Consider the following 18,695-nt stretch of genomic DNA (forward strand, 5'->3'; position numbering starts at 1 on the left):
TCATTGCGAGGAAATTGCATAGCAATTGACGAAGCAATCTCAGGATATTTGACGAGATTGCCACGCTCCTTTCAGTCGCTCGCAATGACGATTTGGTGTCCATGCAACAATACCGGCTCACAATAACGTTTTTCCTAATTCTCACCCTTATTATACGGATTGTCATTTGCTACTTTAACATCCACTATTTTTCGTGTATTGTCATCAAAGAAAAAGGTTATTTTAAACTCATCTCCTGCGTTTAAATCTACTTTCGGGTCATAAAGCATAACATGCATGCCACCGGGCTTAAAATCAACATTAATATTACCGGCAATTGAAAATGGATAATCGACTTTTACCATTTTACTAACTCCTTGATCATTAATTGTTTGATGAATTTCTATTCCGCTTATCTTATCTGAAGATATATTCACTAAATTATAACTCTTACTTCTACTATTTATTAATGTAAAATACATAGCAGAATTGCTAACTTTACCTTGCACATTTGTTGTAGGTCTTGCCCAAGGCTGTGCAAAGTTAACGGCTGCCTCTGCAGGTAATATATCATTGGGCTGATCAGAAGAAGAATTTGTAGAATTAGGATTTTGAGCTGTTTGGTTATCAGCATAGCTTACTGCACAAATTAAAGTTATAAAACCGACTAATAAAGTTTTTAACATAATAATACCTTTGCTAAATTAAAATTGAATATACATCTAATAAATGAAGAGTTGGTAGACGAAGTTTAATTTGGAAAAGAGCAAGGCATCTTGAAGCTGATAACCGCAGCGTACATACTAGTACGTGAGGATTATCAGCAAAAGATAACGTAGCCAATTTTTCAAATTAAACGAGCATACTAGCATAAGTTATTTTTTTTGCAAAATATTCTTACGCACCTCTTCAGGAAATTTTTCTATTGCATAACGAACTGCGGTTCTTGGCATTTGTGATATATAACGATCCAAAAAATCTATTAACTGTTTTTCATCTTTTTTTCCTGCTTCACGTAGCATCCAACCTATTGCTTTATGCATTAAATCATGTTTATCGTTTAAGAGTAATTTTGCTATTTCAAAAGTTGTATCTAATTGATTATTTTTGATAAAATACCAAGTAGCAACCATAGCTATTCGTCTTTCCCAAAGAATTTCCGATTTTGTTAATGTAAAAAGATAATCCTTTTCTTTATCCAATAAATAAGCTCCTACAACGTGATGAGCTGATGCGTCCACTAAATTCCAATTATTTACGTATTTTATATTGTTTAAATAAAAATTATAAAAAAACTCTTTATCTTGTGCTTTCTGATATTGCATAATCAAAATAGCTAACGCTAAAAATCTTTCTTCATTAAATTCTGAAGTAATAAGTCTGCTTAAATCCCCCACATCTAAATTATAATAACTTTTAGCTATTTTACGTAAAGTCGGCACAGTAACACCAATAAATTTATCATGCTCGCCATACTCTCCTTCATTAGTTTTAAAGAACATCGTCCTACGTTCTAAAGAAATAGTAGAATTCTCAAGTAAAATATTTCTAATTTGTTGTAAATTTTCTTTCATGTTCAATAAGCCATTTTTTACGATGTAATCCTCCGCCATATCCTCCAAGTTCGCCATTGCTATTAATAACACGATGGCAAGGAACAATTATTGCTAACTGATTCATACCGTTAGCATTTGCAACAGCTCTATAAGAAGTAGGTTTGCCCAAAGCTTTAGCCTGATTTAAATAACTTCGTGTTTTGCCGTAAGGTATATTAATTAATTCTTGCCATACTAATTTTTGAAATTCGCTTCCTAAAAGATATATAGGAGTATTAAATTTTTGCAAAGTACCGTTAAAGTACAATTTAAGCTCCTCTTCAATCATTAAAATCGGTTTAGTACTTCCAGGAATAATAGCAGATTTCGTCTTAATTCTTAGCCTTTCAATTTCCAACTCTAAACCTCTTCTATCAACAAATTCTAATAAGTAAAGTAGCTTTTCATCACTAATTGCAATCATAGCCCCAAGTGTAGTATCTAACCAAGCCGCTTTTAAAATATTTAAATGCCGGTTAAATTTTGTCGGCGGTCCGCCCATTATTTTAGAGAAAGCATCTCGAAAACCGCTACTTGACTCATAACCCATATCAATTTGTGTATTAATTACCGATTCACCCATGCGAATTTGCTTCATCGCAATACCCATACGCCTTGCTCTTGCATATTCTACAAACGTTATCCCAAAACGTTTTTTGAATTGGCAACGTGCTGTAGAAGCATCTACTGATAGCTCATCAAAATCACTATCTTTCCACCTCTTAGCAGGCTCAAGCTCAACAGCGTCAACAAGAGTACGAACTAAATCTGAAGCTTCATAAGGATGAGAAAGAGGCTTACAACGCTGACAAGGTCTATATGAAGCATGTAAAGCTTCTTTAGCAGTTTTATAAAATTCACAATTTTCAAATTTAGGCTTTCGTGCAGGGCAAGTCGGTCTACAAAATACTCCTGTGGTTTTAACCGCTACAAAAAAGATATTTTCATATCTGTCATCTTTATTAATTAATGCCTGATAATATTCTTGCCTTTGAATCTCATTAATTTGAAGCTCATTAAACATATTTAATTTATCCTATAATATAAATTTATAATTATATTATACGAACTTCTTAAAACCTCTGTAACCGAAATTCAGGCATTGATTTTTTAATCTTGTCTCTCATGTTCAATAAGCCATTTTTTACGATCTAGCCCTGAGCCGTAGCCGCCAAGCTCGCCATTATTATTGATGATGCGATGACATGGAATAATTATAGCAAATTTATTTGCTCCGTTAGCATTTGCAACGGCTCTATATGCTCTCTCTCTACCTATTAATTTAGCTTGAGTAAAGTAACTTCTTGTTTCACCGTAAGGTACATTCATTAGCTCTTGCCATACTAATTTTTGAAATTCGCTTCCTAAAAGATATATAGGAGTATTAAATTTTTGCAAAGTACCATTAAAGTACAATTTTAACTCCTCTTCAATTGATAGCATCGGTTTAGTGCGAGCTTCAGTAATAGCTGATTTTGTTTTAGCTTTAAGTCTTTTAATTTTATGCTCTAACCCTTTACTTTCAGCAAAATCGAGCAAATAAAGCCTTTCTTCATCACTAACTGCCAGCATTGAACCAAGAGGCGTATCGAGAGCCAGGCAGATTTTAAACTCATTTGTTAACCTAAATATGATTTCTTAGTATTATATAGTAAAAGAAGTTGAATTATATACAATTTATACATTATCTTTTGATTTTTTTATTTAACAATTTTAATATTTAAGTACAACAATTTATAGGTAATTATTATGAAAAAAGCTCATGTTTTTAAATATTCTCAAGTAATTAAAACGGATAGAATAGCAACTATAACTCAATTTAGCCAACACTCTTCTATAGAACCACAAAATGCTGGAACTATAGCTATAAATGAAGAAAAAGACGGCGGGGTAATAGACCAGTATAAAACCGGTAAAATCACTACCGAAGAATTTCGTATAGAAATGAATGAATTAATTGAAGAAACAGGCGGTAAACCTATTACAAATCTTGAAACATTTGATAAATGCTGGAATGCTATGTGCATAGTAGAACCTGAAAAACTAGCAGAGTTATATAATTTACAACAGACGCATAAATTTCATATCCATATTGTAGGCGGTACAAACGAATTACAGCATAATTATATTCAGCAAGAAATACAAAAAGCCTCGATTAAACCTGATATTTCTTATACACTTTCATATGAACTCGGTACATTAGATAAGAAAAAATTAGAACATTATTGAAGAATATATTCAAAAGGAAGAAAAGAAAGAAAATAAGGAAAGAAAAAAACAAGAAAATGAGGTAAAAGCAAAAAAAAGTGCAGAAGAGCAAGTGCAACGTACGAGAGAACTCAGAGAATTAATAGTAAAACTCGGAGCACCGCCACCACCACCGATAAATGCAGAAATACCACTGAAAATAAAAAAAATAAAAGATCTCGAATTAAAAATAATAGAAAACAAAACAAATAATGGCACGAAAGAAGAAAGAAAAAGGCTGAAAGAAGAACTAGAAAAATCAAGGGCAGAGCTAGAAGCACTGAAAAAAGAACAAGAAGAAGAAAGAATTCGTGTACTTAAAGAAAAATTAAAGGAAAAAGAAGAAGCAGAAGCGGAAAGAGTAGGACTTGCAGATGAAGCAGCAGCGGCAGAAGCAGAAAGACTAGCAGATGAAGAAGCAGCAAGATTAGAAGCAGAAAGACTAGCAGCTGAAGAAGCAGATAGAGCAAGACTGGCACGTGAAGCTGAAGAAGCAGAAAGACAAAGGCTAGCTGATGAAGCTGCAGAGAGACAAAGACTAGAAGCTGAAAGACAAAGACTTGCAAATGAAGCAGCAGCGGAAAGACAAAGACTTGCTGATGTAAGACTTGCAAATGAAGCTGCTGAAGCTGAAATTGCTGAAACTATAACCATGCAAACGGCAATAAAAGAAGATAAAGAGATGTTAAGTGCGGTGCATGATTTAAGTATTGTTCATAACATTCAACATATTAATAGTGATGTGATGTTTACTAGAATGAAGAATATTGCTGTGGTTGCTGCCGGTGATGAAGACGAAAAAGTTTTAGATAAAGGTGCTTGGGTATCAGCTATTTACGGTGTTAACAAGCAAGGTTCGCAAAAAGGATTGACCGGTTATAGAGGTCATGCTTCCGGCGGTACTATCGGTTTTGATATCGGGTTTGATAATTTTAAAGATTTAGTCGGTATTGCTTATACTAAATTAGATTCAAAGTTTAAATCTAGCGGTAGTAAATTACATACTAATATTGATAGCCATATCGTAGCTTTATACGGTCAGAAAGAGTTGCCGAAAAACTTTACGATTCAAGGTATGTTTTCTTACAACCATAATATCATAAAGAGTAAAGTTAACCGTTTGGGTACTATTGCAAGCGGTAAGTATAAGAATGATAGCTATAATTTTGAAAGTTTATTAATTACAAAGCAAGCAATAATATAACGTTAACGCCAAATCTAGGTATAAGATACGGTCATATTAAAGACGGTACTTATCAAGAGAATGGAGTAGGTATCCAGCATTTAAGTGTTGCTTCTAAAAAGCAGCATGTGTGGGCTGGTATTGTGGGCGGTAGTATCGCTTTAGCTCCGCAGAGAGTAATTAGCGATATAAGCGTTACGCCTAGCTTACAAGGTTCTGTAGAGAATTACTTTAATAGTAAGAGTAAAAAACTTAATACTAAAGTAAAATGGAAAGACAAAGAAGTTAACGAAACCGTTATGTTACCAAAACAACCTAAGATCGGTTACAATATCGGTGCTAGCGTTTTAACGGAGAAAAATAATGTAAGCGTAACACTTGAGTATAACTGCCACTTACAGAAGAAATACCAAAGCCATCAAGGTTTTGTTAAGTTGAAAGTTAAGTTGTAATTTGAATGTACTGTTGCAAATAATTAAAATAAGTAGATTATGTGGAATTGTGGGTAACTTAAAAAGTTATCCATCAAATCCACATGTAAAAACTTCCGCAAATGCAGAGAAAGACTACCATAAGAAGAGGCTAAGAGAGCTTCACGCTGAAAGCACTAAAATTGAAACTCGTATCGGTGGCTAATGGACTTATTTCTTGATGGTGAATTAAGCAAAGAAGACCACGAAGCAAAACGATTAGAATTAATACAAAAATGAGAAAATACCTTTAAGGAAATCGAAGCCCATAATAAAGCTGACGATAGTTTCGCAAATATGCTAATTTCCTTAGTGGAACTGGCTTCTAACGCTTATTAAGCGTTTACTGGTTCGACAATTGCCGAAAAAAGGCGATTAGTGAATTTAGTATTGGCAAGCCGTATATTAAAACCTGAAAAGCTTGACTTTAAGCTGCGTCCACCGTTTGACACCTTTATAGAAATACCGAAAAATGATGAATGGTGGAGATGAAGGGAATCGAACCCTTGACCCTCTGCGTGCAAAGCAGATGCTCTACCCCTGAGCTACATCCCCGATTTTATAGAAGATATATTATTTATAAGTAATTAAGATAAGCTTTTAACTAATCCCCAAGGCAGTGGCTGACCGTTACTTCCTACGACTAAATCTCCAGAAGATTCATATTCAGCAGCTAGAAAAGAATTTTGAGCAGCAATAAGCTTTACCGGTTTGATTTTCTGACCGTTATGAAAATATTCTTTAGCCTGTTCCCTAGAAGTTGGGTTATTTTTGGAAGCGGTTTTTGCTTTAGCTTTAGACATACACTATTAACTTTTTCTTAAACTTGTGAAGAATATAAAACTTTTTCCTAAACTTGTCAATAACTACCGTCTAGTAATATCTCAGAAAATGATTATTCTTCCGTTATTATTCACTTTCACCGGCTAATGCTACTTTAAATTCTGCTATTTCTGATACCGTTTTTCCGTCATATATACTAAACCCTACTCCTCTAAATTCTACTTTTGCATTAATATCAGCACCATATGATAATAACAGTTTATATATTTCATCATCCGTAATATTTTTAGAAGTATATCGAACGTTTTTAGCAACCGCATGTAAAGGTGTTTCTCCGGATTTTCTTTGATCAACCGCAGCTCCTTTCTCAAGTAATAGTTTTGCTACATTCAAGTACTTACTGCTTACAGCTTCATATAAAGGCGGTCCTAGCAAAGCTTCCTCGTAACCGTTTACTGCAGCTCCTTTTGCTATTAGATATTCTGCCACTTCATAATGTCCATAACGTGCAGCTATATTTAAAGGAGTGTCCTTAAAAACATCACAACACATATTAACATCTGCTTTTTTTGCTTTAACTAGCCAGTTAGCAACTTTTATTGCATTATTTGAAGATGCTGAAAATAATTCAGTAGTAGATATTGTTCGTAATTTATTTAAACCTTTTATTACATCTGCTCTATCAAGAGAGATAGCTTCTTTTAAAACATTTTCAAAACCATATCGATTTACATAAGACTTGATATCTTTTGATAACAGAGTTAAATTACACTTTAATAGTTCCTTTATCATATTCTACATAAATAAATTACCGATTAACCAAACTTATCTAATTTTAAATATCCGGAAGCATATTTGTGTAAAACACTAGCAATAAGAGTTTGATAAGGTATTCCTTCTTGTGCTGCCACTCTTTTTATATGATTCAAATCATGTAACGGCAATCTAATGTTAATTCTTTCCGATTTTTTAAAAAAATTAGCAGCTGCGATTTTAGCTATCTCCTTTTGCTTTTTTAGCTCTTCTTTGGATAACTCTAAAAGTTCACCTTTTTCAAAATAATCTAATATTTCTTGTTCTTCCTCTGTCAATTTATATTTTTTCATAATCTAAACCTTAGTTATTATCAACCAATTCGCTTCAAGCAAATTCTTTCGGTGATTTCTTTTAATTTTTCTACTCTCTCAATAAGATAAAGCAGCTGTTCTTTAGTAATTTTATAGTTTTTATCATATCTCGCATCGACATAAGCTTTGCGAAGTAATTTAAAACATTCTTTTTGTTCTGGCGTTACTATAGGAAATACTTGCAATAACTCGCTATTATAATTTGCCGCTCTGCTCCCTAATTTCTTTATATCGTGTAGTTTTGGTTTATAATTAGAAAAAACTAATAAAATAGTGCTATAAAGACTTTCCGTAGCTTGATGTAACTCAAAAGCACATTTATTTAAATTATCTCTTAGTAAAATATTATGAACATCAACAAGACATTCGTTAGCATGTTTAAACCATTCTTCGTAATAATCTTTAGCAATTTCTTTCATCTCGCTCCAAGGTAAATCTTTAGCTTCGCTTAAGGTAAATTCCTTGCTATCATATAAAAGAATGCCTTCTTTTTTTATATCCGTGTAAAAGTAACGCCCTTTCTCTAGCTGACTATTTATCTCATCTATTGATTCAAGAATTATGGATATCTCTGAATCATATGGGATAATCTGAGGCTTTATTACTCCCGTTTTCTCTAACCTTTTATATATATTATCTTCTAACCTTAAAGCAGTATATCCTTTATATTTACCTTTCTTCAGAATTATCAAAATATCGGTATCACTATGGTAACCGTTAGGGAGATCACGCACCCAATCGCCTCTAGCAAACGAACCATACAAGATAATCATAGCGATTTTATCCTGAGCAATATCTAAAATTTGCTGCACTATAAAATTAAGCCTAGCTTGGATTTTTAGAGAACGTTCAGGTAAAGTGGTTTTCATTATAATACCCTGCAATTTTTAAAAAGATTGTGTTTTCTTAAGAATTAATGGCACGTTTTATGTCATTCCTGCGTGGATGCCACCCCGTCATTGCGAGCAGTCGTAGTACTTGCGTGGCAATCCAGAAAAATAATAAAAAAAATTCTGATTTACAGAATTTTTTTTCTTCCTTGCTTCGTCAAAACTTGCAGTTTTTCCAGCGTTGTTGCATGGCTCGGCTTTGCCTTTGTCATCCCGTGATTTATTCACGGGATCTAGTTAAAAATACTAATATTATTAGTATTTTTAGTTGTTTTACTGGATACCGTGGACAAGCCACGGTATGACACCGAGCGGGTTTTTTGAGCCATGCAACAAAGCCAGTTTTTCCTCGCAATGACGACTCAGATATCCACGCAACAATGCCTCGCTGGAATGACATAGAGTAAAAATCGTAGGGTATTATAGGTTTTCATCTACTCATTTGCACCATGACAATATTTATATTTCTTACCTGAACCGCACGGGCATAGCTCATTACGAGATACTCTACCCCAGCCTGTAGGATCATCAGGATTTCTATCTTTAGGGTCAATACGTGATACGACAGGCTTAAGATCAGTCTCAATGCTACTTCCTGCATTATATTTACTAAATGCCGGATCTTCTCGACTTTCCTGCATATTTTTCTGAAGTTTTTTATGCTCAAGCGAAACATCTTCTTTTTGAATATGTTTTAAGTCAATATGGAAGTGATATACTGTTTGAATAAATAATTCTTTTAAATTATTAAGCATCTGCTCGAATAAATTAAACGCTTCTCTTTTATACTCGCTAAGAGGGTCTTTTTGTGCATAAGCTCTAAGCGATATCCCTTGTCTTAAATGATCTAAACTATATAAATGATCTTTCCAAACTTGATCAAGAGTAGTTAGTAAAATATATTTCACGGCATTATGCATTAACTCGCTACTATAGGCTTCTTCTTTTGACTTATATATATCATGAGCCATTTGTATAACGACCTTCGTGATTTCTTCTTCCGTTACATCACTTTTACTTACTAAATTATGATCAAATTTTATAGAAAAGACACGATGTAATTCTACGCTTAAATTTTCTATATCCCAATCTTCTCTATAAGAGCCTACCGGCATAAAAGTTAATACTATCTTTTTAGCGAGTTCCTCAGTAGTACTATTTAAGAAACCATAACTATCTTTAGATTTAATAATTTCAGTACGTTGCTCGTATATTATCTTACGTTGGTCATTCATTACATCATCAAAACGTAATAAATTTTTACGCATCTCGTAGTTATGTCCTTCAACTTTTTGCTGAGCTTTCTCAAGTGAACGACTAATCATCGGATGGTGTATGGCCTCTCCGTCTTTCAATCCAAGTGTTCTAAGAACTCCTGATATACGATCTGATGCAAAAATACGCATTAAATCATCATCAAGCGATAAGAAAAACTTAGTTTTTCCTGGATCACCTTGTCTACCCGATCTTCCTCTTAGCTGATTATCTATCCTACGGCTTTCATGCCTTTCCGTACCTATCACAAATAAGCCACCCGCTTCAATAACCTGCTTCTTTTCTTCGGCAATTTGAGCTTTTATTTCAGCTATTTTAGCTTCATAATTATGTTCTTTATCCAGCTGTTCTATTAACATTTCAGGATTACCGCCAAGCATAATATCGGTACCGCGTCCTGCCATATTGGTTGCAATCGTTACTGCCTTAAACCTACCTGCTTGAGCAATAATAAAAGCTTCCTGTTCATGGAACTTAGCATTTAATACTTTGTGAGGGATTTTTTCTTTATTTAAAACGCTTGAAAGCTCTTCTGACTTTTCTATGCTTATCGTACCGACAAGTATAGGCTGACCACGATCGTAACAATCCCTAATTAGCTTTAAGATAGCATCATATTTTTCTTTTTTACTACCGTAAATCTCATCATCAAGGTCAAGCCTTGTAACTTTATTATGGGTTGGAACTGCAACCACATCGAGATTATATATGTCTTTTAGCTCCGGTGCTTCGGTCATAGCAGTACCGGTCATACCCGACAGTTTAGGATAATTACGGAAATAGTTTTGGAAAGTAATTGATGCAAGAGTTTGGTTCTCATTTTGAATTTTTACATTTTCTTTTGCTTCTAATGCTTGATGTAACCCTTCCGAATATCTACGCCCTTCCATTACACGACCGGTAAATTCATCGATAATCATTACTTTACCCGCGCGGACCAAATAATCTACATCAACAGTAAACATATTATGAGCTCTTAAGGCTTGATTAACATAATGCACTAAAGTTAAATTTTCAAAATCATATAAACCGGTATCAGGTTTTATAATATTTTCTTTACTTAAAAGTGATTCTATATGTGTAATGCCGGTTTCCGTTAAATTGATAGTCTTTAATTTTTCGTCTTTTTCAAAATCACTTGTATTAAGCAGGCGTACAATTTTATCGATTTTACCGTATAATTCTGAATTATCATTAACCGGACCTGAGATAACTAGCGGAGTTCTTGCTTCATCTATCAAAATTGAATCAACCTCATCGATGATAGCAAAATTAAAAGGACGAAGTACTCGCTCCTGCAAGCTATACTTCATATTATCTCTTAAATAATCGAAACCGAGTTCATTATTTGTTGCATGAGTAATATCGGCATTATAGGCGGCTCGTTTTGCTTCATCAGGCATACCGGCAACAATACATCCAACCGATAAACCTAAAAAATTGTAAATTTTACCCATGGAAGCAGAATCACGGCTTGCCAAATAATCATTCACGGTTACAACATGTACACCTTTTCCGGTTAAAGCATTTAAATAAGCAGGAAGCGTTGCAACTAAGGTCTTACCCTCACCGGTACGCATTTCGGTAATCATGCCTCGGTGTAATATAAGCCCGCCTATAAGCTGAACATCAAAATGACGCATACCGCAAACTCTTTTAGCTGCTTCCCTAACTACCGCAAACGCCTCATATACTATATCGTCTAAAATAGCTCCGTTTTTAAGCTTTTCTTTAAACTCTACAGTTTTATTCTTTAACTCCTCGTCTGATAATTTTTGTATAGCAGGCTCAAGCGAGTTAATTTTTGTAATTTCAGAAAATAGTTTTTTTACAGTACGATCATTTGCAGTACCGAAAAGTTTTTTTAAAATAGAAAGCATTAAAGTCCTTATGATATTTTTAGTATTTTAGTACTTAAATATAGGTATATTTTATAAAATTATCAAATGTTATAATTTTATTTAAATGAATAATTTTTTATTGAAAGGCATTTTTTTACTACAAATATTTGTAAATTATTATTAATAAATAAAATATTCTCAAATAGCTGTTGACGGTTATATATTATTTTTATAAAATTTAAGCTTATGTTTAACACAATTATGAGTCATAAATGAAAAAATTATCTGTTATATTTTTATCAGTTAGCATGCTTTCCGGTATTGCTTTTGCCGATAAAGACAAAGTAGTTGCTACCTATAAAGGCGGTGAAGTAAAAGAATCGCAAATTATGAAAGAATTCAAGCCTCAGCTTAATCTTCAATCAGGTGAAACAATCAAAAATTTTGATGATTTTCCACCGCAAGATCAGGAAAAATTAATAAAAATTTATGTTAATAATCTTTTGTTAAAAGAAGAAGTTGCTAAGTCAAATATTACTTCTTCTAAAGAATTTCAAGAAAAACTTGAAAATGCAAAAAATCAATTAGCTCAACAAGAATTACTGGCAAATTATATAAAATCTAATATTACAGATAAGATGTTTGATGACGAATATAATAAATATGTCGGTAATCTTAAAGGTAAAGAGCAAATAAAAGTTGCTCATATTTTAGTTAAATCCCAAAAAGAAGCTAACGATATAAAGACCAAATTAAGCAAAGGCGGAAATTTCACTAAGCTTGCAGAAGAATCATCTCTTGATAAAGCTTCAGCTTCAAACGGCGGAGTTATAGGTTACATTCTATTAAATCAACCTGGACAGTTAGTACCGGAATTTGAAAAGAAAGCTTTTGCTTTAAAAGTAAATGAAGTTTCAACTCCTGTAAAAACCGATTTCGGTTGGCATATTATCAAAGTGCTTGAGAAAAAACCTGTACCTATTCCAACAAAAGAAGAAGCAAAAGTAACTATAGATAATATATTAGCTTCAGAAGTACTAAAGAAATATATTTCTGATTTAGAAGCTAAAGCTGATTTAAAAATTATGTTACCTAAAGCAGACAGCAAAGCCGGAGCATAATTTATTTAATATCTTTAATCACATTATATCTTCCCCGCAAAAAGCGGGGCTTTGTTGCAAGGATCGTTTTATGTCATTCCTGCGAAAGCAGGAATCTAAAAAAATAGTCTTAATATTTACTAAATAAACCTAAAAAAACAAGTTTTTTGTAGATTTTATTGGATTCCCGCTTTTAGCTAGGAATGACATAAAGAACATTTACAGATCCACGCAACAACGTCTCGCAGGAATGAGACATAGGGTTCACGCATAGAGCAAATATCGTCTCACCAAGAATGACATTATAAACCGCCCTCAATCACGGCAAATGCTACGCATACAGGATAATCATCGGAAAGTGAAAGATGGATATTGAACGGAGGGAGTTTGTTTGTATAGTTTGAACTAACTTCTACTATAGGTTTGCCCAAGTTATCATTTAGTATAGTAATATCTTTTAAATTTATACCTTGACCTATACCGACTCCAAAGGCTTTACTTACAGCTTCTTTAGCAGCAAAACGCTTTGCTAAAAATACAGCATGACCTGTTTTGTCCAATAAACTAAACTGTGCTAACTCCTTTGAAGTTAGAATTTTTTTAGCAAAAAGTTCCGGATATAAATGTAATATTTTTTCGATTCTAGAAATTTGTACTATATCAGTACCAACACCGATAAGCATTTACTTATCTTCAAAATCCTCACCAGTCTCATCAATAAAGATCTGATCATCTAAATCAGAGTAATCATCACTTATACAAACTTCAGCTAAATACTCGAATTTTTCTTCTGTATCTTCCGATGATTCATCTTGATTAACAAGAGGCTCTACCATAGTTTTCGTACGTAGACTATTTATTAGATCATGCTCTAACTGTTCTACCGATACTTTTCCGGCAGCAATTCTACGTAATGAGATAACAGGAGGTTTATCACGCTTTTCTTTTTTGATTTGATTAGTTTCTACTTTATAATTTAATAATTTAGCATATCTTGTTGCTAGTACAACAAGCCGAAACCTATCCGGTATAATTTTATTACAATCTTCTGCTGTAATTCTTGCCATAATTTTCTCCGTTAAAAATAGTATACTACAAATAAATAGGAACTGAGTATACGAAGATCAACTTCAAAAAGAGTAATCGGTTCACAAGGCGAGGAACGGAGCGTATACTTAAGTGAGTACCGAAGCTCTTGTAGAACGACATAGCCAATTTTTGAAGTTCTATCTTAGTATATTATACCCTTTTTATATCCGCACCGCAATTACTTAATTTTTTTTCTAAATCTTGAAAGCCACGATCCAAGTGATATATTCGGTGTAATACGGTTTTGCTATTAGTACTAAGACCGGCGAGTATTAGCGATACTGAAGCTCTAAGATCACTTGCCATAACTTCTGCTCCTTTTAACATTTTTACACCTCGAACGACCGCCTTATTACCTCGTACTACTATATCTGCTCCCATTCTACATAATTCAGGGACATGCATGAAACGATTTTCAAAAATATTCTCGGTGATCATTGAAACACCGCTACTAAGCGTCATAAGGCTCATAAATTGTGCTTGTAAATCAGTAGCAAAGCCGGGATAGGGATTAGTTTCTAAATCAACTGAATTTAACTTCCCTTCATAAGTTACTTGGACTCCGTTATTGATCGGCACAACTTTTATACCCGTTTCAATAAGTTTTAAAGCTATATTTTCTATAATATGGTAATCAATCCCACAAATTTTTACATCACCTTTAGTAATAGCTGCCGCAAACATGTAAGTACCGGCTTCAATACGATCAGAAAGTACTTTATAGCTCGCTTTATTTAAAGAATCCTTACCTTTAATCGTTATTTCGCTAGTGCCGACACCTGCAATATCGGCTCCCATTTTGATAAGGCAATTACATAAATCAACTATTTCCGGCTCTCGACCGCAATTAAAAAGCACGGTTTCCCCCTCTGCTAAAACAGCTGCAAGTATTGCATTAATCGTAGCACCTACGGAAACTTTATCAAAAACAAAATGAGTACCTTTTAAGCGTCCTTTACTTGAAGCATTAATATAACCGTCTTCTATTTCAATCGTAGCTCCCATAGCTTTTAATACGGCAATATGCAAATCTACTTGCCTTGCTCCAATAGCACAACCACCCGGAAGCGATACTTTTGCTTTACCGTATTTGGTAAGCAAAGGACCAAGCACCCAAATCGATGCTCTCATTTTACGAACTATTTCATAATTTGCAGTAAAGTTATTTATATTTCCGGTATTAATTACAAGCTCAAATTCATCTTGATGTTCTAATATTTCAATATCTGCTCCGTGACTTCTTAGCAAATCTTTCATAGTACTAACATCCGTTAATTTTGGAACGTTAGTAATATGTAGTTTATCGGTAAGAATAGACGCCGCCATAATAGGTAGCACGGCATTTTTAGCCCCACTAATATTAATACTATCTTTAAGAGGTTTACCGCCGTGAATAATTAATTTTTGCATAAATTTTTATTATGTCATTTCTACGTAGATGAACTCTAATCTCATGTCATCCCGTGGCTTGTCCACGGGATCCAGTATAAAGTGAGATAAATCGAGCTTTTAATTATTAAAAATTTACCATATTTAGACTTTTTAAGTACTAGATCCCGTGGACAAGCCACGGGATGACACCGATTATACTACACATCCAAATTCACGACGTTTAAAGCATTAGCTTGGATAAATAATCTACGAGGTTCAACAACATCACCCATTAAAGTAGAGAAAATGCCCTCCGCTTCATCGACTTCCGCAACTCTTACCTGAAGCAAAGTTCTTTTCGCAGGGTCAAGAGTAGTTTCCCATAATTGGTCGGAATTCATCTCACCAAGACCCTTAAAACGCTGGATGTTTATTCCTTTTTTTCCACATTCTATAATGGTATTTAATAACTGGCTTGCTGTTAAAATAACGAATTCCTGACTTTTCACTATAAGCTTTAATTGTTTACCGAATATATCAAAAATTGTTAAAGCAAGCTTTGATATTTGTACAAACTCAAATGATTCCAACTGCTCTTTCAACAATATTTTACTTTCTTTTAAACCCCTACTAAAACGGAAGAACTCTATTTTATTTTCATGTTTTAAAATTTCCCAATTAGTTTTATCAGGCGATTCTTCTAAGCTATTTAAAACATCTAAAGCTTTTTCAAGTCTTAAATCACTTTCAGCTTCAAATATTTTGTTATTAAGTAAGTCATTAATTGCAAGAATTTCAGTAATTGAGCGATTAAATTTTTTGCTAGCATGATCAAGCAAGCCGTTAAACTTAACTACTTTATTAATTAGCTCTTCTAAATTATCACCTACTAACTGCTCTTTACCGTCTAGAGTTAAGGTTGCATCATTGATAGTTGATTTTATCAAATAATCTTGCAAAGCTTGCTCATTCTTTAAATAAAGCTCGGCTGCTCCTTTCTTTACCTTATAAAGCGGTGGCTGGGCTATATATAGATAACCTTTATTTATTAGCTCAGGCATATGACGATAGAAAAATGTAAGCAATAATGTTCTAATATGCGATCCGTCAACATCAGCATCAGTCATAATAATAACTTTATGGTATCTAAGCTTTTCTAAAGAAAATTCTCGCTCAACACTAATTCCAAGAGCTGTAATTAACGTACCGATTTGATCCGAACCGAGCATTTTGTCAAACCTTGCTCGCTCAACGTTCAAAATTTTACCACGCAAAGGCAATATAGCCTGAATTTTACTATCCCTACCCTGCTTTGCAGTACCGCCCGCAGAGTCTCCCTCAACAATAAACAATTCTGAAATTGCCGGATCTTTTGCATGGCAATCGGCAAGCTTACCGGGTAAGTTCGAGACTTCTAAGGCTGATTTTCTTCGAGTTAGCTCCCTCGCTTTTCTAGCAGCTTCACGAGCATTAGCTGCTTCCATAATCTTAGCTATAATTGCCTTTGATTCCGCCGGATGCTCTTCAAACCACTCAAGAACCTTTGTATAAACGGCATTTTCAACAACCGGTCGCACTTCGGAGCTTACTAGCTTATCTTTTGTTTGAGAGGAAAATTTAGGATCAGGAACTTTAACGGAAAGTACGCAACATAAGCCTTCTCTAGTATCCTCACCGCTAAAGTCATTTTTAGACTTTTTATTAAGACCCGTAGTATCAAGGTAAGAGGTAATAACACGTGTTATTGCTGATTTGAAAGCACTAAGATGAGTTCCGCCGTCACGCTGCCTAATATTATTAGTAAAGCATAAAATATTCTCATGATAAGAATCGTTCCAGTGCATCGCAAGCTCAAGACTTATACCCGAGTCAGCATTCTCCGTATTAACTACTATACATGGATGGATAGCGTGCTTCGCTCTGTCTATATATTTTACATAAGCTTCTATACCGCCTGTATAATAAAACTCTACTTCTTTAACTTCTTCAAAGCGATTATCGACGAGTAAAATTTTTACACCTGAATTTAAAAAAGCAAGTTCACGAAGACGATGCTCTATAGTGCCGAAATCAAATTCTATATTAGTAAATGTTTCTACAGACGGAAAAAAAGTAACTTCCGTACCTTTTTTATCAATATTTTCTTTGACAACCGCAAGCGGAGCTTCTGTTATACCGTTATTAAATCTAATTAAATATTCCTTATTATTACGCCAAATACGTAATTCAAGCCACTCTGAAAGAGCATTCACAACCGATACGCCAACACCGTGCAGACCGCCTGAAACCTTGTAAGAGTTCTGATCAAACTTACCGCCGGCGTGAAGTTGCGTCATAATAACTTCAGCTGCTGATATTCCTTCTTCTTCATGAATTTCAACGGGTATACCTCGCCCGTTATCGGATACGGTAACCGAACCGTTTTTATTTAATATTACTTGGACTAAATCACAATAACCGGCAAGCGACTCGTCGATAGCGTTGTCGACTACTTCATAAATCATATGATGTAGACCCGATCCGTCTCCAACATCCCCGATATACATTCCTGGTCTTTTCCTTACGGCTTCAAGACCTTTTAAAACCTTTATAGAATCAGCACCATATGATGATTCATTAAATTTTTCTTCAATTTCCGACATAATCCGACACAATATTTATTTGTTGCTAGAAACAATAAAAATAACTATAACGTAACTTATTAGAATAGTAAAGTTTATATACTCGTTTAATTTGAAAAATTGGCGACAATGTCCTATAAGTACTGCGGTGTTCACGTATTAAGTATACGCTGTGCTCCTCGTCTTGTGGACTTCTTGCTCTTTTCCAAATTAAACTTCGTCTATATATTTTGTAATATATGTAATGAGATAACAAATGAATACATTAAAGTTAAAAAATATTTTCGACGTAATTGATGATTATGACGTGTTTTTATTTGATCTTTGGGGTGTAATAATCGAAGGAGGACATACTTACCCGGGCGTTGTAGAAAATATTAATAAAATTATTAAACGGAAAAAAGTATATTTTGTTACTAATGCTCCACGAAATATTTTTTCGCTGCATCAAACAATTAAATCTTGGGGAGTAAACGTGTTACCTGAAATGATTATTAGCTCAGGTGAAATAGCAGTACAAATGATCCTAGGAAGTAAAGAACGATTTGGTATTGAAAAGCCGATAATATATCACTTAGGACATTTAGAAAATGATATAATAAATGGAATTCAATGTCCTATCACTGATGATATTAATAAAGCTAATATTTTCTTAATGACTATTTACAGAGACGAAAACGAAAATTTAGATTTAAACGAATTCGATGAGTTATTTAAAATTGTTGTACAACGTAAAATGGTCAATATTTGTGCTAATCCTGACCTTGGAATAAATCAACACGGTGTTTATAGATATTGTAGCGGCTATTATGCCGAGAAAATAAAGCAGCTTGGCGGAAAAGTAATTTATAGCGGTAAGCCATATGAAGACATATATAGCAAGATTTTAAAAGAATGTCATAATACCCCTAAGAATCGTATGTTAATGATTGGCGACACTTTTTACACCGATATACTTGCAGCAAATCGCCTTAGTATAGATTCCGGTCTAGTGTTAACCGGAAATTCTAGAGAATATCATAGTAATTTTGATAGTATTGATGAAAAACTAGATAGTTTAACGAAAGCTGCTATTAAACAATCGATTATGCCTAGTTTTGTAGTGAGTTTGTCTTAAATAGCTT

General features: G+C 33.9%; 16 protein-coding genes, 1 tRNA gene and 3 pseudogenes. 5 read left to right on the forward strand and 15 right to left on the reverse strand.

Translation table 11 applies throughout. The features are described from left to right. Nucleotides 1–134: 134 nt before the first annotated feature. The 5 genes and pseudogenes from H6P87_RS04605 to H6P87_RS04625 form a co-directional block, all read right to left on the reverse strand. Nucleotides 135–665 carry a copper chaperone PCu(A)C gene (locus H6P87_RS04605; RefSeq protein ID WP_202068646.1) on the reverse strand — a complete coding sequence of 177 codons (531 nt, stop codon included), beginning with the start codon at nt 663–665 and terminating at the stop codon, nt 135–137. A 189-nt stretch (nt 666–854) separates the two neighbouring features. Beyond that, a complete protein-coding gene (locus H6P87_RS04610; RefSeq protein ID WP_246437760.1) occupies nt 855–1,553 on the reverse strand; it encodes a DNA alkylation repair protein in 699 nt (232 codons plus the stop codon). After that, the gene (locus H6P87_RS04615) at nt 1,528–2,076 is read right to left on the reverse strand and encodes a methylated-DNA--[protein]-cysteine S-methyltransferase (protein ID WP_246438118.1); all 549 of its coding nucleotides are present in this window, start codon (nt 2,074–2,076) and stop codon (nt 1,528–1,530) included. Before H6P87_RS04615 ends, H6P87_RS04610 begins: the two co-directional genes overlap by 26 nt. 30 nt (nt 2,077–2,106) lie before the next feature. Continuing rightward, nucleotides 2,107–2,598 (reverse strand): annotated as a pseudogene (locus tag H6P87_RS04620) (bifunctional transcriptional activator/DNA repair enzyme AdaA); the annotation flags it as partial. Between the two features lie 86 nt (nt 2,599–2,684). Beyond that, nucleotides 2,685–3,190, reverse strand: a pseudogene (locus H6P87_RS04625) (methylated-DNA--[protein]-cysteine S-methyltransferase). Nucleotides 3,191–3,323: 133 nt separating this feature from the next. On the opposite strand from H6P87_RS04625, the gene H6P87_RS04630 reads away from it, so the two are divergent. The 3 genes and pseudogenes from H6P87_RS04630 to H6P87_RS04640 all read left to right on the forward strand — a co-directional run. Further along, nucleotides 3,324–3,803, forward strand: coding sequence for a hypothetical protein (locus H6P87_RS04630; RefSeq protein ID WP_246437762.1), 480 nt, complete (start codon nt 3,324–3,326; stop codon nt 3,801–3,803). Between the two features lie 91 nt (nt 3,804–3,894). After that, on the forward strand, nt 3,895–5,025 hold the full coding sequence (locus H6P87_RS04635) for an autotransporter outer membrane beta-barrel domain-containing protein (protein WP_265738127.1): 1,131 nt from the start codon (nt 3,895–3,897) through the stop codon (nt 5,023–5,025). A gap of 38 nt (nt 5,026–5,063) precedes the next feature. Beyond that, a pseudogene (locus H6P87_RS04640) lies at nt 5,064–5,456 on the forward strand (autotransporter outer membrane beta-barrel domain-containing protein); the annotation flags it as partial. A 498-nt stretch (nt 5,457–5,954) separates the two neighbouring features. Here H6P87_RS04640 and H6P87_RS04645 read toward each other — a convergent pair. The 6 genes from H6P87_RS04645 to secA all read right to left on the reverse strand — a co-directional run bounded on the left by H6P87_RS04645 (nt 5,955) and on the right by secA (nt 11,429). Continuing rightward, nucleotides 5,955–6,029, reverse strand: a tRNA-Ala gene (locus H6P87_RS04645). 32 nt (nt 6,030–6,061) lie between these two features. After that, complete coding sequence (locus H6P87_RS04650; RefSeq protein ID WP_014412567.1) at nt 6,062–6,277, reverse strand: hypothetical protein; 216 nt, start codon at nt 6,275–6,277, stop codon at nt 6,062–6,064. A 106-nt stretch (nt 6,278–6,383) separates the two neighbouring features. Beyond that, nucleotides 6,384–7,049: an ankyrin repeat domain-containing protein gene (locus H6P87_RS04655; RefSeq protein WP_246437764.1), complete on the reverse strand. Its 666-nt coding sequence runs from the start codon at nt 7,047–7,049 to the stop codon at nt 6,384–6,386. A 23-nt stretch (nt 7,050–7,072) separates the two neighbouring features. Then, on the reverse strand, nt 7,073–7,363 hold the full coding sequence (locus tag H6P87_RS04660; protein ID WP_202068652.1) for a CopG family antitoxin: 291 nt from the start codon (nt 7,361–7,363) through the stop codon (nt 7,073–7,075). Nucleotides 7,364–7,383: 20 nt separating this feature from the next. Then, nucleotides 7,384–8,253 (reverse strand): HEPN domain-containing protein, encoded by an 870-nt coding sequence (locus H6P87_RS04665; RefSeq protein WP_202068658.1) that lies wholly within the window; start codon nt 8,251–8,253, stop codon nt 7,384–7,386. Between the two features lie 455 nt (nt 8,254–8,708). Beyond that, nucleotides 8,709–11,429 (reverse strand): preprotein translocase subunit SecA, encoded by a 2,721-nt coding sequence (gene secA / locus H6P87_RS04670; RefSeq protein WP_202068670.1) that lies wholly within the window; start codon nt 11,427–11,429, stop codon nt 8,709–8,711. A gap of 233 nt (nt 11,430–11,662) precedes the next feature. Here secA and H6P87_RS04675 point away from each other — a divergent pair, with 233 nt between their 5' ends. Continuing rightward, on the forward strand, nt 11,663–12,511 hold the full coding sequence (locus H6P87_RS04675; RefSeq protein WP_202068672.1) for a foldase protein PrsA: 849 nt from the start codon (nt 11,663–11,665) through the stop codon (nt 12,509–12,511). A gap of 281 nt (nt 12,512–12,792) precedes the next feature. Here the strand turns inward: H6P87_RS04675 and acpS are convergent, their stop codons facing one another. The 4 genes from acpS to gyrB all read right to left on the reverse strand — a co-directional run bounded on the left by acpS (nt 12,793) and on the right by gyrB (nt 17,592). Next, entirely contained in the window at nt 12,793–13,173 is a 381-nt protein-coding gene (gene acpS, locus H6P87_RS04680; RefSeq protein WP_202068680.1) for a holo-ACP synthase, read from the reverse strand. Further along, on the reverse strand, nt 13,174–13,557 hold the full coding sequence (gene rpoZ, locus H6P87_RS04685; RefSeq protein ID WP_202068682.1) for a DNA-directed RNA polymerase subunit omega: 384 nt from the start codon (nt 13,555–13,557) through the stop codon (nt 13,174–13,176). It lies immediately after the preceding gene. Between the two features lie 172 nt (nt 13,558–13,729). Then, a complete protein-coding gene (murA, locus tag H6P87_RS04690; RefSeq protein WP_202068689.1) occupies nt 13,730–14,989 on the reverse strand; it encodes a UDP-N-acetylglucosamine 1-carboxyvinyltransferase in 1,260 nt (419 codons plus the stop codon). A gap of 179 nt (nt 14,990–15,168) precedes the next feature. Beyond that, complete coding sequence (gene gyrB, locus H6P87_RS04695; protein WP_202068691.1) at nt 15,169–17,592, reverse strand: DNA topoisomerase (ATP-hydrolyzing) subunit B; 2,424 nt, start codon at nt 17,590–17,592, stop codon at nt 15,169–15,171. Nucleotides 17,593–17,827: 235 nt separating this feature from the next. Between gyrB and H6P87_RS04700 the strand changes: the two genes are divergently transcribed. Continuing rightward, a complete protein-coding gene (locus H6P87_RS04700) occupies nt 17,828–18,688 on the forward strand; it encodes a TIGR01459 family HAD-type hydrolase (protein WP_202068693.1) in 861 nt (286 codons plus the stop codon). The last annotated feature ends 7 nt before the right edge of the window (nt 18,689–18,695 follow it).

This window comes from Rickettsia tillamookensis (genome assembly GCF_016743795.2).
In the GTDB taxonomy this organism is placed as follows: domain Bacteria; phylum Pseudomonadota; class Alphaproteobacteria; order Rickettsiales; family Rickettsiaceae; genus Rickettsia; species Rickettsia tillamookensis.